Here is a 16,305-nt window from a genome sequence, read left to right as displayed (position 1 = left end):
TGATTATCCTACTGTGCTGTTCTGAGCACTTGAAATTACAGTACAACCGCACTGACATTTGCAGCCATCAACGACAACAGCGCGACCGTTAAAGGTACGGTGCGGTGATCCTTCCACGACAGGATTAGTTCCATGCCCATCTACCGGACAACTCACCATATCACCCACTAATGCGGTTTTTTTCCCGTCGACAGTAATATTGGAAGAGGCGGAGATCACTTTTCCGCCGTGAGAAGTATTGTCACCAAGCAAAACTAAGCCTTTTGTCATGTTGAATACTCGAAAAATAAATAAGAATCAATTAACATTCATTTTGTCGATCTTATCAAAATCAGGAAAAAGAGTTTTTTCAGGAGCAACACTTCCATCCGGATAAATTATCTTGGAGTACACACCATCAATTTTTTTTTCTGGCTCTATATATCTAACAACTTTCATCTCATCAACTTCAGGATAAAAATAAATATTGCTAAGTTTAGAAACTCTATAAGAAAGAAAGTTCTCTTTCCCTAGCAGGGAAAGCGTTTTTGTTTCCTCTGCTATTTTTCTTTCTCGAATATATGGGTAATATTTAGGCGAAATATTTAAGTCGCCTGTAGCGAAGGTGAATTGACCATTCCGCGCGGCATCATTATCAAAAGCAAGCGATACCCCTACGGCAGTACCGGGTATCAAATCCTCGCCAAGATGTGTTGCATCAATGTATTCGATACCTAAATTGACCGCACTCAACGTCCATTTACACGAGCCCCCCCCGGTCATAGCCACTTTTGCTTTCCAGATATCCCCGCTCTCTTGCTGCATGGGGATCCCGGTAACGTTATAGCTGGGTTCCGTAATAACTGAACCATCAAATCCACTGATTCTTTTTTTCTTACATTCATAAGAGATGTATCTGACTTCGAGCGGGAAGGGTTTTGTATACTGAGACGGATTTTTTACTTCAACATTCACCCATTTTGTATCCGCTGGCGGAGATAAGGTTTTATTAACAGTTCTACTTATGCTGCACCCTGATGATGAAAACAACACTAATGAAAGCAAAATGATTTTTGATTGATTAGACATTTTCCATTACCTCTTCTCCGTATTGAGCAAACCGCAAAAGTGTATCGTTGCCAGACGGTATGGACAACGTAGGGGAAAGCGATGCATCCAGCAGTCCTTCTATATTCAGAAAGATGTTATTTCTTGCTACCTCTCTCTCCGGTATGTCATTTTTATTTTCTGCCATCTGCTCCCGGAATGCATCCACATTATACCGGTGCTCAGTAAAGGTACGTTTTTCCACTATCCCGGCATTATCAATCAGCTCTAGCACTTTGTTATACATATAAGGCATATAGGAGGTCATGAAGTGTTCAAAAAGATTTAAATTAACGCCTCTGTCCGGATTACTGCCTTTGGGGAAAAAGTTCTTTAGATCTGCCTGCGTTAATGACGCTTTAAATTCTTTCTGCTTCTGACCAGCCTGCTGCATCTCCTGCTCTGCCAGTGCAGGGACCAGGTAAAGTTTAGCCTTAAGAGGTAGTAAATTCCTGATGGTAATACACCCTGCCGGCGTTGGCAGGTCTCGCTTGCACTCATGCCATTCCCGACTCTGGGTAGCTGTGAGAAAAGCCACCGTATTGCCGTGGTGCCAGAAGCAGTCTCCCCAGGTAACCATCTGGTTAGCCAGAAGCTCACCCAATGACCAGAAAAAGCCCAGAGTCCCACCAAACCATCCCCATAATTTATATAACTCGTTATCCAGGTTAGCTTCCGCGGGCACGGCTGGAATAGGATCATTATCGTTTACATGACGGAAATGGGTAATCTCCGATAATTGCATTACGGCATCGCGGGTAAAAGTTCGCGGCATTCCATAAGTGTAAAGTATCGGATTAAAATTCTTCAATTTGGCTGCATGAATTAATGCCAATGCACCGCCTAAACTATGCCCACAGATAAACAACTTAAGATTTGCGAGCAGATCTTTTAATGTTTCGATCTGTTCTTTAAATTTCTTTTCAACACGACTATATCCGCTCCAGAACCCGGTATGTACTTTTCCAGCAGGCAGTAAGCTAGTACATTGTGTTTTATCCATATCACAAACTTCAGTATTCACCGGTCTGAACGCCAGATCCGTTCCCACATCAAACAAGCTGGCCGTTCCACGCCAGGCAACAATCACCTTATCCGCGTTATAAACATAATAAAGCTGCGTATCACCGTCTGCCTTTGTTGCAGCAGTGTCATCCTCTGCCTGTACTGTTCCATGTGGGTTCTTCTCGTCTTCCTTAGGTGACGTGTCTCGTGAGGTATCCATAAATACCGGGGGATGATATCGTTCACTAAAGGGAACATCCTGTACTAACGTATTCCATGCAGAGCCGTCTTTATAAAGCTGAGGTAAGCGGGATAGATCCTGGCACTGGTTAATAAAAAAGCGCGTAATTGATACCGTATCCAGAGTACTGTCGTCTGCATAGGCAAGCGTTGCTGCCGCACCAAGATTAATTCCGTTCGCAATGGAATAGTCCTTTTGATGATGCAGAACAAGCTCCCAAGCTCTGAAAGGACATATTTCAATAACGTGTCGCTTTTCAAGCTCATTGGTTCTTACAATCACCCCTTTCATAATTTTCTGCGGAGGGAAATGGAATGGCGGCCACACTTCTCTTTTACGTAGTTTAACAGAGGGAAGGGTACGGCAAAGTTCGCCGATAACAGCGTAGTGCCAGATATACCCTTTCTCTTCAGCTTCAGGACGAACAACAGAATCATTTTCCGCATCCCTGCTAACACGCAAGGTACGTTTTTCCATTTCAGTAGCCAGTTGATTGCCATCTAACGTCAGCCTCAGCTCCAGACCGTGCGGCATGTCGACCCTGATTAGCCCGTCAGCATCGCTCTGACCAGAATAAGTGAATCCCTCCACCGGCCCGGAAACAGGGTGTGAACTTTCAGCAGTCCATGGCATATTCGCCACAGGTTCGCCCTGCTCATCAACCAGTTGAAATTCGACCCAGTAGGGCTTCTGCTCGTCACATGGAGCATGGGGGTTTTTACGGCAGAGTGAGGATACAGCGGTAGTCATGTTATTCGCCCTCCTGGCTATCAGCAATATTTCGCGGATATTCGATTTTTAACTGCGATGGCATAGACGTAAATATTGGAGAAGTCTCTCCATCTGCACCAGAAATGCCCTCATAAATCTCTCCTTCAGCTGTCGTAATTTTATATGTGGTGAAAGGCTTGACTGCTCCGCTTACTGATGAAGTTGTGGTAAACCCTTCACTGTACCCTTTTGGGAAAGTCACTGGTGGTGTATCTAAGCTGGCGGGGCCCGTCTGATTAACATTGGCCGCTTTCAGCAAAATATTCCCCGGACATCCCAGTTCAATATTCCCGCCGCTAAGCTTTATATAAGCACCACCGCAACTTAAAATTAGTTCCTTGCTGGCATTTACCTTCACGCTCCCCTGACCACTGGCGACAGTAATGTCCTGTAATGCTGAGACATTCATGGCATCAGCTTGTGCCTGAATATCAACCTTCCCTGCCCCTGCATACATTTTCATTCCTGCAGCCTGTGCAAACAAACTTACAGCCTCGCTTGCCGCTACAGTGAACGATTGCCCGGTGCTGATATCCGTGTTTTTACCTGACATGAGGCCTATACTTGCTCCGCCTGAAGCAAGCCGGACAGCCTCAGGACTCAGAATGCCTATACCAGCAGGTGCACTGGCCAGCATTCCTGGCATTTTCAGATATTTCAGTGAACTGTTAAGCGTCTTTTGGCTGTCGATATCTGATACCGTTGCCTTCGCTCCTTTCGCCGCTGCCTTGAGGCTTCTTGCCAGCGTGAGTGCCTGCTCCAGTTGTTCTACAGCCCTGTCCATTTCGAGCATTTTACTGCCGACGTCAGGCTGAGCATCTGCGGTAAGCAGAATGCCCTTACCACCACGAACGCTGACCCAGTCGTTAGTGCGCAGCTCCGCCCCCTCGCCACGGAGAGTTCTGGATGCATTGACGTTGTGACCTAAATTGAGTTGGGTTTTGCCGCCATACTCTGTACTGAGCTTAATGTGCTCCTCGCCGCGCTTATCCTCCATCCTCAGTTTGTTCAGGCCAGCAGTGCGGATAACGTTACGCGTGCTGTTGGCTTCAGTGACGTGGTCAACGTGCCGGGAGTCGTGGAGGGCGTGAGCGATGTATGGACGGTCTGGGTCACCTTCATGGAACGCAATGGCGACTTCAGTACCCTGTATCAGCGGAAAGTGAAAACCGTATTTGTCACCCCCATAAGGTTTGGCAAAACGCACTGGCATGCTTTCCATACCCTGTTTTTTGTCATCACGGTCGGCATCAAACTTCACCCGGTACATGCCGGATGCATCCTGCCAGGCGTAGATGTCGTTATCTTTGGCACTGGTCACACGCGCCATAAGGGTGCCGCTGACCACCGGACGCTTTTTCGCGGCTGGACGCCAGCATCGGTTCTCGTAGTACGGCATAGCCGCCCATTCCACCTTCAGCGCGTTCTGACGGCTGGCAGAGTAACCGGCGCTGATGATGACGAGACCGTTTTCGGTTTCACGCGGCAGCGTCGGCGGGATAGCCGTCTCGGTGATAGTCAATACCTGAGCCGGGCCCAGGGTATGGTCGGTGCTGCTGCCAGCTACAGTGGTCTGGGTGGAAAGGTAACGTTCATGCTCCAGGCGCGCCCAGTAGTTACCTGTTTCCGCTGCGGGGTTAATTTTGTCGCCACGTTCAAGGTGACGCGGGCGATAATGGTACACATCGCCGTAGGTGTTCCCTTCCCCGTCCCCGCGGGTCATGTCCGCCGGCACGGACGTCAGGACGTTCTGGGCCTCACGGTGGTTATAGTCGCTGGCCGTGACAGAGCGTTCCACGACGTTATGCCAGACGTGCACATCCCACACCGAGTCGACCGCATTGTCATTCGCCCCTGACGGGCTGTTCAGCGGCAGTTTCTTACCAAACGTCCACGCGCTCTGCTTGTCCGCAAAGTGCACCACTTCGGTCTGGGTGTCAGGCTGCAGGGTGAAGAAGTAAAAAATCCCCACCTCTGCCAGCAGGCGTTCAATGAAGGCGAGGTCGTTTTCCTGATACTGGTTAATCTGCTCACGCTTTGGATAATCAGCTTTGAGGGTAAAGTCATACTCCCAGCCTTTCAGGCCATGTTCCGTGAGCACCTCTGCAACCACTTCCGGTACCGACTTATTGACGAAAAAGCGGTGAGTGCGGAACTGATTCCCCAACAATGCCAGAAACGGCTCCAGCACGATGCAGTACTTCGCCTCATCCGCCGAACCACCGGTACGCTCGAAGTGGGTGACCACCCCGTGCACCACCTTGCGCTCTGTCAGGGACAGCAGGTTCCCCGCCCCCATCGTCAGGGTCGCCGGCTTGCTCAGCAGCTGGCGGGCATCGATGTTTTTGTCGGTACTGGTGAAATTGATGGTGTAGCTGTACAGCTCGCTCATCGCTTCCGAGCCACTGAAGTCCTCCACGTCGATATCGGCTGTACAGGAAGGGATATCGAGGCGGTAGCGGTTAAGGGCTTTTCCGGTGACGGTGGCCACCATCGTGTTCAGGGTATCCGTCAGGCTCATGGCGTTGACTCCATTGTGTATTCGGTTATTCCGTCAGGGCTGGCGCGGGCCAGCATCGGTCAGTGAAGAAGAAAACGGACTATTTATTCGGGCGGTTGCGCAGCCAGTGAAGCAGGGTCAGCAGGAGGTATGCCCCGACGCCGCTGAGCAGGGCTTTTATCAGGATGACCGTCATCGCAAGGTTATCCATCCCCTCCTCACCGTCTCCCGACACCGGAAGGTGGTTGATGACAAAATCGGTAAGGTTGCCATCGGGAAGGAAGAACGACCCGAGCAACGCAAGGGCCAGTACGAGCAGGATTTTCATTCTGCGCTCTCCGTGCGTTTCTTCAGGGCCTGTTGTGCACGACGCTTGTCAGCGTCTTCCTTTTCCCTGACCTCTGCCTCACACTGGCTGAAATCAGGGATACCGCGTACATCAATACGGGCATAGGCCATCAGGCCGTTGCCACCCGGAACCGGAAACGTACCGCGGCTCAGTAACAGGCGGCGCAGATGCTGGAAGTCGCTGTAGCGACGCAGGGTGATACAGCCCCATGAAACACCGGTTCCGTCGCTGTTCAGCGGATGAAGGCGAAATCCGGTCCGGTTCAGGCCATTCACATTCAGACTGTCTTTCTTGGTTTTGTCGCTGAACAGCGCAAACCAGTCGCTGTGATGGTTGCGGTAGTGATGCCAGGCATCGATCGCTTCTGCACGAACCCGGTTGTAGAGACTGCCGGCAGGCCGGTCAGTGACCCAGTAGGTCCCGACAGGAATCGCGGCTTTTTCATGGTCGGCGCAGTCAGGATTATTCATATAACGCTCAATCCCCGAGAGCACTTCAAACGTCCCGATGCCGTAGCATTTCAGGTACGCCGTTTTGCCATCTGCCGACAGGTTGCCGTAATCCATCATGCAAATCTGCATTTCAGCCTCCGTGCGCCTCATTAAACGCCAGTACAATCCCTTCTTCCTCATTCCAGCCGAGCGTCAGGGAGTGTGGTTTCTGTTTCGCGGCCATGTGGGTCAGCAGTTGCTGACTCAGCACTGGCAGAATTTGTTGATTGAGCAGACTGTCGACGTTACGTGCGCCGGTGTCCGGCAGCAGGCAGGCTGCAGTCAGGGCGTCATACAGGCTTTCATCAATCTGCGTGGTCAAACCGTAGTGGCGATGTAAGCGCTTGCTGACCTGAGCCAGTTTCATTTCCACGATGGTACGCATGGCTGCTTCTGCCAGTGGGCGGTAAATTACGGTCTGGAAGCGGGCCAGCAGCGCCGGCTGGAAGTGGTCACGCAATATCGGACGCAACAGTTCCTGCAAGTCGCCTTCGGTGGCGTCCGGCTGTTCGTCGAGCAGCTGCATCAGGTGGTCGCTGCCGAGGTTCGAGGTCATCAGGATAACGGTGTTACGGAAGTCGATTTCACGCCCTTCCCCGTCGCGCATAAAGCCACGGTCGAACACCTGATAGAACAGGTTCATCACGTCGCGGTGCGCCTTTTCCACTTCATCCAGCAGCACCACGCTGTACGGGCGCTTGCGCACCGCTTCGGTAAGAATGCCGCCCTGGCCGTAACCGACATAGCCCGGAGGCGAGCCCTTCAGCTGCGAAACGGTGTGCGGCTCCTGGTACTCGGACAGGTTGATGGTAATGAGTGACTTCTCACCGCCGTACAGCACGTCTGCCAGCGCCAGTGCAGTTTCGGTTTTCCCGACACCACTCGGGCCGACCAGCAGGAACACACCCTGCGGGCCGTTCTCTGACGTCAGCCCGGTCTTCGCTGCGCGCAGGCGCTGGGCGATAGCCTCAAGGGAAACATCCTGACCGACGACACGACAGCCGATTTCATTTTCCAGGGTCAGCAGTTCGGTCTGCTCGTCTTTCATCAGGGAAGAGAGCGGTACGCCGGTCCAGTCGGCAATCACGTTAGCGACCGTGCGGGTGTCCACATCCACCTGAACCAGCACGTCGCCTTGTTGTGCCTGTTCGAGCTGCTGCTGCAGGTCGGAAATCTCAGCCTGCTGGCTGATGTCCTGGCGGCTGGCCATCAGCTGCTGTGCCAGTACCTTCTCGTTGCTGAAGCGCGCCTCCTGCTCCCCGATACGTGCTTCCAGTTCAGCCCGCTGCTGCTCAATGGCACCCAGACGGTCACCATGGCGGTTGCTGCCGGCAGCGATATCTTCCAGCAGCGCCTGCTCTTCCAGTTCCAGAGCGGTCAGCAGTGCTTTCAGGCGCACAATTTGTTCCGGCACCGTGTCGAGGCTCATGCGCACACGCGCGGCGGCGGTATCCAGCAGGTCAACGGCCTTGTCTGGTAACTGACGGCCTGTCAGGTAACGACGTGATAGCGTGACCGCAGCACGGACGGCGTCATCGGTGATATGTACGTTGTGGTGTTCGGCATAGCGGGATTTGAGGCCGCGCAGCATCAGGCACGCAGTATCATCATCCGGCTCGTCCACCTTCACCATCTGGAAGCGGCGCTCCAGCGCAGCATCACGCTCAAAATACTGCTTGTATTCAGACCAGGTGGTCGCGGCAATGGTGCGCAGTTCGCCGCGGGCGAGTGCCGGTTTCAGCAGGTTGGCCGCATCCGCACCACCCGCCTGATTACCGGCTCCGATAATGGTGTGGGCTTCGTCGATAAACAGCAGGATTGGCGTCGGTGACTGTTGCACCGCATCAATGACATTTTTCAGGCGCTGTTCGAATTCGCCTTTTACGCCTGCGCCCGCCTGCAGTAAACCGAGGTCAAGGGTGCGCAGGATGACCGGTTTGAGGGATTCCGGCACGTTGCCCTCGGCAATGCGCAGCGCCAGACCTTCGACCAGCGCGGTTTTGCCCACGCCCGGTTCACCGACCAGAATCGGGTTGTTCTTGCGACGACGCGAGAGAATATCCACCATCTGGCGGATTTCGGTATCGCGACCAAACACCGGGTCGATTTTGCCCTCTTTGGCCTTGGCGGTGACATCGAGGGTGAATTTATCCAGCGCGTTCTGCAGCGCCGGGTTGAGCTCACCCTCTTTCAGCTCTGCCCCGACAGGACGGCCAACAAATTCCACCTCAGTGCCGTGATCCTGGCTCAGTTCGGCTTCCAGCTGCAGATCCGGCCGCTCGTCAGACTGCGCATCCAGTAACGGACGCAGGCGGGAGAGCTGGCTCATCCCGAGCGTCAGCAGTGGCCACAGACCATCACAGTGGGCAAGTCGCTGGTTTTCCGTCAGCGCCATCAGCAGGTATACGCTGCGGATACTTTCCTCTCCGGCAAGTGAGGCCAGCATCCAGGCTTCCTGCATCAGTTTCTGGATATCGGCGGACAACTGCGGACGGCTGCGTACCGAGCGCGGTTGATTATCCAGCCAGCCGAGCAAATCCTGCCATAGTGCATCCATATCCCACTCGTAGCGGCGAGCCAGCACTGTCAGGTCACCTTCCCCCTGTTCGAGCAGCTTCAGCAGCCAGTGCTCCGGCAAAATTTCCGCATGGGCACGGGTCTGGCACAGGGAGGCCGCCCCTTCCATCGCACGGGCACAGTAAGGGTTCAGACGTCGCAACAGGATGGCTGGATTTTCCATGAATCTCTCTCTTGATGGCTTCCGGACACGCTACCGCCCCTCGCTGTTTCCCGTTCAGGAGACCAAAGCGCATGTGGCCGGGCAGGCAGATGGTGAATTTCTTTGCTGAAGGCCCGTGTTGACAGGCGCTTAACGAAGAAATCCATTCAGGTCCGCGTGACGGACCTGAACAGGGAGCAAATTAAAAACTGTGCCCCAAATATTCACGTTTATTGATTTCGACAGGTCTGGTCACGCTGTTATCCAGAATGACATGCCAGCAGGAACTGCTGGTATTGGGCTGTAATGTCATATGCTACCGGGCATCACCACCGCCATTCGGCCCGGCTTTACGATGCGGCCCGGCAATTACCTTAAGCGTTCCGCTGCAATAAGCATTGTTTAACTGAGTATCCAGCCCACAAGCTTTTTCAATAAGACGCGCCGTGTAGTTTTTGCTAAAGCGCTGGTCTTTCTGCCAGTTAGTCGCCCAGTTCGCGAGTGAAACAGACATAGCTCTCTCCTGTAACCGCATTGTGATACGCAAAGGGATCGCAATGCGGTGTGAACATGGTCTTACGCGGTGGCGCGTTCGTTCCAGGAATCGGAATGAATGATGTTGCCGTCTTTGTAGGTCCAGGTGATTTTTTCGTAACGCAGCTCGATTTGCTCGAGGTGGTTGTGTTTCTCGAAAGCCGGGTTTTTGATGTCGTGCATCATCGGATTCACTTTAACGACCTTCACGTTTTCTAACTTCGTGTTGAAATACTCCACTTCCTGGCCCGCGTCGTTGATTTTGTACCACTTGAATTCCGCAGACTTGAGGGTCTGACCGGTGGTCACCGCCTTGTACAGATACGGGCTGGAGGAGTCGATTTCCTTGGTGAACAGGAACGGGGTGTGGATACGGGTACCAGTCAGTTTGCCGGTGTTGTTATCGGTCGGGATGTACAGGTTATGTTCCTGAGCGACCACTTCGATGCTGCCTTCACGATCCTGAACGTCCACAGACCCTTTAATGTCCGCGCCGCCGTCGTCTTTCAGCCACAGATAAACAGGAATTGCCATGGTTTATTTCTCCATTTCTTGAGTTGATGCGTCACTTTCATCCGGTGACGCTGGTTTGCCTGGCACCTGACAGGCGTCAGCCTGCGGCACAAGGCTTATCTCTACACGCCGGTTGGCTGCGCGGCCTTCCGCCGTGTCATTGGTGACGACCGGTCGGCTTGCGCCATAGCCCTGCACCGCAAAACAGCTTTCTGGCACGTCACCGGTGTCACGCATCCAGTTGCGTACCGCTTCGGCACGTTTCAGAGACAGCGTCTGATTAAGCTTCGGGTTACCGGTGTTATCGGTATGGCCGGACACGACAATCAGCCAGCCCGGCTTCGCCTTAACGCCGACCAGCGAATTGACCAGCATTTTGGTGGACCCGGCTTTCAGCGCCGACTTGCCCGAATCGAACAGCGACATGCTGTCGAGGCGAATGGTTTTCGGACCCTGGATGATTTTCTTAATGACCGGTGGTGGCGGTGGCGGTGGAGCCCAGTCGCTGACGGCAGCCTCAACAGGCGGAACCAGACGCAGCCCCTGATACAGCCCCAGGCGATAACGCAGTGGCTCCCCACGACGCTGCCAGTCGTCCAGCAATGCGCCATCGGCTCTTAGGCGCTGCTGGGCCCGCAGTTTCGGAGCAACAGGCTTACCCGTCAGTTGGTGATATAACGCAAGGTGATCGCCCACATTACGGATGAGACGCTGGTTGTTCATCCAGGATGCCAGCATGGCCAGTGCAAGGAAAATCCCGCCCAGTAATCCGGCATAGCGCCAGAACACCATTCTGCGGCTGACACCACGTCGGCGTGGTAACGCCGGCAGCAGCAGTTCAGGCAGCGGCAGTGGCTCTGTCGTCACAACGGCATCCGGTGGCAGCGCCGTCACGGAAGTGATGTGCTGCTGCCAGAGATTGCCCGTGATACCGCTCACCGGCACCATGCACATGCCCTGCACGCAGGGCTTCATCACCGGCAGTTCGCCCTGGCGTACCGACAGCAGGTTTGTCACCGCGCTGTTCTGCCAGGCAAGCAGACTGTCCAGCCACAGGCCCTGACTCAGACGCGAAAGACGTCCGTCTGAGCCGGTCTCCCGGGTCCACTCCGTCAGTGACACATTGCCCTGACCAGGCTGATACACCTGAATGCCACTTCGCTGGCTGACCGTGGTAAACCAGACGGACTCTGCCTCCGCGCAGGCCACAGGGGGCGAGCCCCAGGTCACAGTCCACAGCGGAGGGAGAGTGCCAAATGCCGCACGGCACTGGACGACAGCCCGCTGCCAGCCCCGCAGGGACTGGGTAAAATCATCACCGGAGGTGTGCTGTTCAGGCACCACCGCCAGCATGACGGAGATTTGCGACACCAGGGCCGGGCGCACCAGGCTCAGATGCTGCGCAAAGAGTGGCAGCTGTTCCGCATCTTTCACCCACAGATACCAGCCCTGCCGGGTTTCCCGGTGACGGGAACCGGACACAAACAGCGGGGTGTTGTCCCCACAGACGAGGATCACCGCCCCCTGAAAATCTTCCGCCGGCAGGTTTTCATCCACAATCTCACTGACAGCGGTCGCCCGCGCCTGAGAAGCCCGACGCTGACGCCAGAGCATCCCCCCGGACACCAGAACAACCAGCAGGCTGAGTGCCACACGGCTGCCTGTGGACAGTGGCCAGAATCCCAGGATGAGCCACAGCGCCAGTAAGGCACCCAGGGCAGTTAACAGACTTCTGTACGCATCCCGCATCGCTTATCCCGGCCTGACGGTCTGGCCTACCAGGTCAGTAAGCGAAGACGAAAGGAAGAACCAGAGCGCCACCAGGGCAACGGCGGCCACAATCCAGGTCAGCCAGTACCAGCGACGACCACTGCGCAGGCGTGATGCCCGGGCAACAATGGGGGCGTCCTGAGCCAGCGTGAAGGCCGGCACCCGTTCCGCGAGTGCGCGAACAATATCCTCCCGACGCTCATCATCCTGGGCGCGATACTGACCGACGAACCCCAGTTGCAGGGTCCGGTACATGCAGGTCAGGACGGCGGCGTCAGGAGCCGTTTCTTTCAGCAGGTTTCGGATCCGCTCCCACAGCTCTTCACCAGCATTGAGGGTGCCAAAGAAGTGTGCCTGTAGCGGGTCACGGCGCCAGGTCAGGTAACCATCATCGGTGGTTCCCCGGTTCATCACGCTCTCATCAAGCAGTGCACACAGGGCATACACCATATGGTCACGGCTGATGTCGCTGTAACCTGTCTCCGTGAGCGCCGCTTTCGCCTCCTGCACCAGACGGCAGGCCCGGCGATAGAGCCCTTCCCCGTCCCGGACTTCCTGGCCGCCGCGCAGCTGGCTGGCCATCAGCCAGCCCGGGTAGAAAATGCGTTCTATCTGGCTGAGTTCGGATTTATTCATGAGCGCAGCACCGCAAAGAGTTCAAGATTCACATCCCCCAGTGACCGCGGGGTGTAGAAGGTGCAACTGCCCATCTCAAGCATTGCGCGAGCCGCCTCAGTACTCAGATCCAGCGAGAAATACTGGTTCTCAAGGCGTAACGGGATAGCGGCCGGAACATGGGCCAGCGGTTTGATAACCATGCCGCTCAGGGCCACATTCACCACATCAGACACATCATCAAAACTGCCCGCTTTACACAGCTGCGGGAATTTCGTCTGAAGTTCATGGTTCGGCATGGAGGAGCGTACGGAGAGGTAGAAATCAGCCCCTTCGCGCAGGCGCGCATCGTGCAGGGCTCCTTTCCAGATCTGGTCCTGATGTTCCAGGTGAATACTCACCACCCGTGACGGCAGGCTCGCTTCCAGCAGCTTGTCGAGCAGTGCCAGCAGCGGCGGGAATACCCGCTCAGGTGCATCGTGCTGATAAGCAGGAATATCGCCGGCGTCGTGCTCCAGTGAGAAGGTCAGCAGGCTGCCGGCCAGACGGGTCAGTTCGCGGTACAGCAGTTCCGGGTGACGCTCAGGCGTCTGCAGCAGTTCCGTCAGCACCGGCCCGGCGCTGTTCAGGGCATTGAGCAACCAGAACAGGGAGACATCCGCGACCGCAAAGTCGGCCATCCGCTCATTGCTTTCACGACGCATGGCCATCAGGCGACGTCGACGGGCCTGCAGACGAACCAGCAGATCACCCAGTTCGGTGGCAAGCCACGGGCTCGCAGCAACGGACAGCATCGGCGGGATAAAGGCCGGGTCACGGCTCCACTGCCCCTGCGCATTGCGTACCAGGCGGGCCACCGGACAGGTCAGGTATGCCGTGTTTTCCTGGCTGGACAGACGCAGGGTCAGCGCATTACGCAGAATCGCCAGCTCCCCGCTTTCATGCCCGGCCAGCTCCTGCACCACCACACGCTCCGCTTTCCAGCGGCGCGGGCGCTCACTGTCCTGCCCGTTATCGAGGTTACCGCCGCTGGCACTCAGCAGCGGCAGCGCAACAACCACATCAACAGCCTCACTGCCGGCGGCAACAGACAAATCACAGACCGGTGGAAGCGTGTCTGCCAGGTCGGTATCCACAAGGGTACCGTCCTGAAAGCGCACCACAAGACGGGTGGCGTTCAGGCGCGAGAGCGCGAGTGCAGCATCATCAAATTCTGCCGCCACCACGCCCCAGGGATGAGAAATACCCATCCGGGCGACCATGTCGGCAACGTGTTCACTCCAGCGGGCCTGCTGCTGGAACTGTTGCGGGGCCAGAGCAGCCCCATCCTCCCAAAGTGGGCGGTAAATTTTCATCCCTGATTTCCCCTCGCCTTACGATTTGGCTTTCGGCATCTGAGAAACCAGTGACAGGTTGACGTCCATCCCTTCCACCTGGAAGTGCGGGATCGCGTACAGCTTCACGCGGAAGAAACCCGGGTTATCTTCGATGTCTTCCACCACCACTTTCGCGTCACGCAGCGGGTGTGAAGCCTGCAGTTCGTCGCCCGGATCGGTCATTTCGGTCACCAGACTGCGCACCCAGGTATTGAGTTCTAATTCCAGCAGACGACGGTCCTTGGTGGTGCCGATATTTTCACGCTGAATCAGCTTCAGGTAGTGCGCAATACGCGACAGCAGGAAAATGTACGGCAGACGGGCATTGATACGGCTGTTGGCCGTCGCATCCGCGGTGTCATATAGCGCCGGTTTCTGGGTGGAGTTCGCCGAGAAGAAGCACGCGTAGTCGCGGTTCTTGTAGTAGGACAGCGGAATGAAGCCAAGGTTAGCGAATTCAAATTCGCGGGTTTCCGGGATCATCACTTCTGACGGAATTTTCACCTGGTTGCCGGTGCCCAGGTCATACAGATGGATTGGCAGGTCCTGTACGGCGCCACCCGCCTGCGGGCCACGAATTTGTACGCACCAGCCGTTGTTGATGAAGCTTTTCACCATGTTGGATGCAAAGGCGAACGAGGCATTGGTCCACAGGTATTTATCATGATCCGGGCCTTTCACTTCTTCCACATAGTTGAAGCTGCGGACCGGCACGGTGTCCGGACCATACGGCAGGCGACCCAGTACACGTGGCATCACCAGACCGATATAGCGGGAATCGTCCGTCTCGCGGAAGGATTTCCACTTGATGTACTCCGCACGGTCGAAGTAGTTACCAATGTCCTTGATGGCTGCCACTTCTTCCATTGAGTCCTTGAGGAAGAATTTCGGGCCGGCAGAGCCGATAAACGGCATGTGGGCAGCAGCGGAGACTTTTGATATATTACGCAGCAGCGCGACATCCTGCGCAGACGCGTCAAATTCGTAGGCAGAAATCAGCGCGGCAATCGGCTCTCCACCCGGGGTGTCATACTCATCGATATATGTATGTTTATACAGTCCACTCTGGATAATTTCCGGGCTGTCTTCGAAGTCCTGACGCAGGTCTTCTTTTGACATATCCAGCAGCTCAACCTTCACGTTCTGACGGAAATCGGTTTTGTCGACCAGCGATTTCACGCCGCGCCACAGGCTCTCCACCGCCTGGAATTCTTCGCTATGCATTACTGCATCCAGCTGACGGCTAATCTGCCAGTCCAGCTCCGCGATATGGTGGTCAATCAGGTTTTTGTCGAGTTTTTCAACTTTTGAGCCCGCTTTCGTCAGGCACTCCAGGAACACCTGCATCCCCGCCGTTAGACGTTCATCCGCAGTCGCATCCGACATCGCCTGCGCGTCCTGCCAGATATCCAGCGCACTCAGCTCAGAGACCGGATTCAGATTGATTTTTTCAAACAGGGACGCATAAACCCCGCCCGCAGCAGGACGTTCCAGCACCACACTTTCGCCGCCCGTCGCATTCTCATTTTTTACAGAAATCAGCATCTTCCTTATTAATCCGTTAAATCATCGTGACCGTTATGGCTGTTTCGGGGCCAGGGCTGAAAGTTCGGCTCTGAGCTCTGCACTTAACGCCGGGTCGAGCAGAATTTTTTCCAGCTCCTTTCGGAAAGCCTGATTGTCCAGCAGGTTCGCTTTTAAATCCCGAAGCAGGTTGCGCATGGAAAGCATTGCCTTCAGTTGAGGGATTTGCCGGGAGACCTGCTCCGGAGTGAAATCTTTCATGCTCCGGAAGGTCAGGCTGATGTTGTCTTCGCTGCCATCATCAGCCAGCGTGTTTTTAACAGTCAGATTGACTTTTGGGGAATATTCGGACAACACTGAGTCGAAATTATTTTTATTCAAATCAACTTTTTTGCGCTCAGACAGGGGGGCAGATTCCTGACCGTGACTGAAGTCGCCCGCCACCAGTAATTTCAGGGGGAGCTCCGTTTTCTTGCTCGCGCCCCCCGTATGCAAATCGAGCTTGAGATTAATACGCGCTTTAGGGATTTCGGACTGAAAGGAAGAGTTAGACATGGCTGTCCCTGTTCTATGGAGTAATAGAAACGGTCAATGCCAGTGAGAAATAACTAAGAAAAAATTACCCTGCCAGAACAACTTTCCGGTTCGCGTCATCCGACGTAAATAAAAATCCCGGAACTAAAAAGCGGGCGCATTCCATCCACCAGCATGCCGACACTGTATTTTTGAGCATTTGTCTGAAATGAAAAATTTCGGATAAAACCCAATAGCCGGAGTGTAGGAACGTTCCCTGCCAGATAGGAAACAAAAA

Annotated in this window: 14 protein-coding genes; all 14 read right to left on the bottom strand. The window is 54.6% G+C overall.

Annotated features, from left to right (window positions below):
* Positions 1 to 3 precede the first annotated feature (3 nt).
* Positions 4 to 270, bottom strand: a complete 267-nt coding sequence (locus tag SFA31_RS07890; protein WP_322837491.1) for a PAAR domain-containing protein — start codon at positions 268 to 270, stop codon at positions 4 to 6.
* Between the two features lie 27 nt (positions 271 to 297).
* Positions 298 to 1,068 (bottom strand): hypothetical protein, encoded by a 771-nt coding sequence (locus SFA31_RS07885; protein WP_322837490.1) that lies wholly within the window; start codon positions 1,066 to 1,068, stop codon positions 298 to 300.
* Positions 1,061 to 3,082: a lipase family protein gene (locus tag SFA31_RS07880; protein ID WP_322837489.1), complete on the bottom strand. Its 2,022-nt coding sequence runs from the start codon at positions 3,080 to 3,082 to the stop codon at positions 1,061 to 1,063. The genes SFA31_RS07885 and SFA31_RS07880 overlap by 8 nt, the downstream gene beginning before the upstream one ends.
* A 1-nt stretch (position 3,083) precedes the next feature.
* Positions 3,084 to 5,624 (bottom strand): type VI secretion system tip protein VgrG, encoded by a 2,541-nt coding sequence (locus SFA31_RS07875; RefSeq protein WP_322837488.1) that lies wholly within the window; start codon positions 5,622 to 5,624, stop codon positions 3,084 to 3,086.
* A 79-nt stretch (positions 5,625 to 5,703) separates the two neighbouring features.
* On the bottom strand, positions 5,704 to 5,931 hold the full coding sequence (locus SFA31_RS07870) for a hypothetical protein (RefSeq protein WP_322837487.1): 228 nt from the start codon (positions 5,929 to 5,931) through the stop codon (positions 5,704 to 5,706).
* Entirely contained in the window at positions 5,928 to 6,533 is a 606-nt protein-coding gene (locus SFA31_RS07865) for a DUF2778 domain-containing protein (RefSeq protein ID WP_271126085.1), read from the bottom strand. Before SFA31_RS07865 ends, SFA31_RS07870 begins: the two co-directional genes overlap by 4 nt.
* Position 6,534: 1 nt before the next feature.
* Complete coding sequence (gene tssH, locus SFA31_RS07860; RefSeq protein WP_322837486.1) at positions 6,535 to 9,183, bottom strand: type VI secretion system ATPase TssH; 2,649 nt, start codon at positions 9,181 to 9,183, stop codon at positions 6,535 to 6,537.
* A 295-nt stretch (positions 9,184 to 9,478) separates the two neighbouring features.
* A complete protein-coding gene (locus tag SFA31_RS07855; protein ID WP_322837485.1) occupies positions 9,479 to 9,676 on the bottom strand; it encodes a hypothetical protein in 198 nt (65 codons plus the stop codon).
* Positions 9,677 to 9,738: 62 nt separating this feature from the next.
* Positions 9,739 to 10,230 carry a type VI secretion system effector Hcp gene (gene hcp / locus SFA31_RS07850; protein WP_322837484.1) on the bottom strand — a complete coding sequence of 164 codons (492 nt, stop codon included), beginning with the start codon at positions 10,228 to 10,230 and terminating at the stop codon, positions 9,739 to 9,741.
* Between the two features lie 3 nt (positions 10,231 to 10,233).
* Entirely contained in the window at positions 10,234 to 11,958 is a 1,725-nt protein-coding gene (locus SFA31_RS07845) for an OmpA family protein (protein WP_322837483.1), read from the bottom strand.
* Between the two features lie 3 nt (positions 11,959 to 11,961).
* A complete protein-coding gene (gene tssL / locus SFA31_RS07840) occupies positions 11,962 to 12,615 on the bottom strand; it encodes a type VI secretion system protein TssL, short form (RefSeq protein ID WP_322837482.1) in 654 nt (217 codons plus the stop codon).
* A complete protein-coding gene (tssK, locus tag SFA31_RS07835) occupies positions 12,612 to 13,949 on the bottom strand; it encodes a type VI secretion system baseplate subunit TssK (RefSeq protein WP_322837481.1) in 1,338 nt (445 codons plus the stop codon). Before tssK ends, tssL begins: the two co-directional genes overlap by 4 nt.
* 18 nt (positions 13,950 to 13,967) lie before the next feature.
* Positions 13,968 to 15,515 (bottom strand): type VI secretion system contractile sheath large subunit, encoded by a 1,548-nt coding sequence (tssC, locus tag SFA31_RS07830; RefSeq protein WP_322837480.1) that lies wholly within the window; start codon positions 15,513 to 15,515, stop codon positions 13,968 to 13,970.
* Between the two features lie 33 nt (positions 15,516 to 15,548).
* Positions 15,549 to 16,049 (bottom strand): type VI secretion system contractile sheath small subunit, encoded by a 501-nt coding sequence (gene tssB, locus SFA31_RS07825; protein WP_322837479.1) that lies wholly within the window; start codon positions 16,047 to 16,049, stop codon positions 15,549 to 15,551.
* Positions 16,050 to 16,305 lie beyond the last annotated feature (256 nt).

Origin of the sequence: Erwinia sp. HR93 (genome assembly GCF_034555055.1) — a bacterium.
Lineage (GTDB): Bacteria > Pseudomonadota > Gammaproteobacteria > Enterobacterales > Enterobacteriaceae > Apirhabdus > Apirhabdus apintestini.
This window is presented reverse-complemented; position numbering and strand designations above follow the sequence as displayed.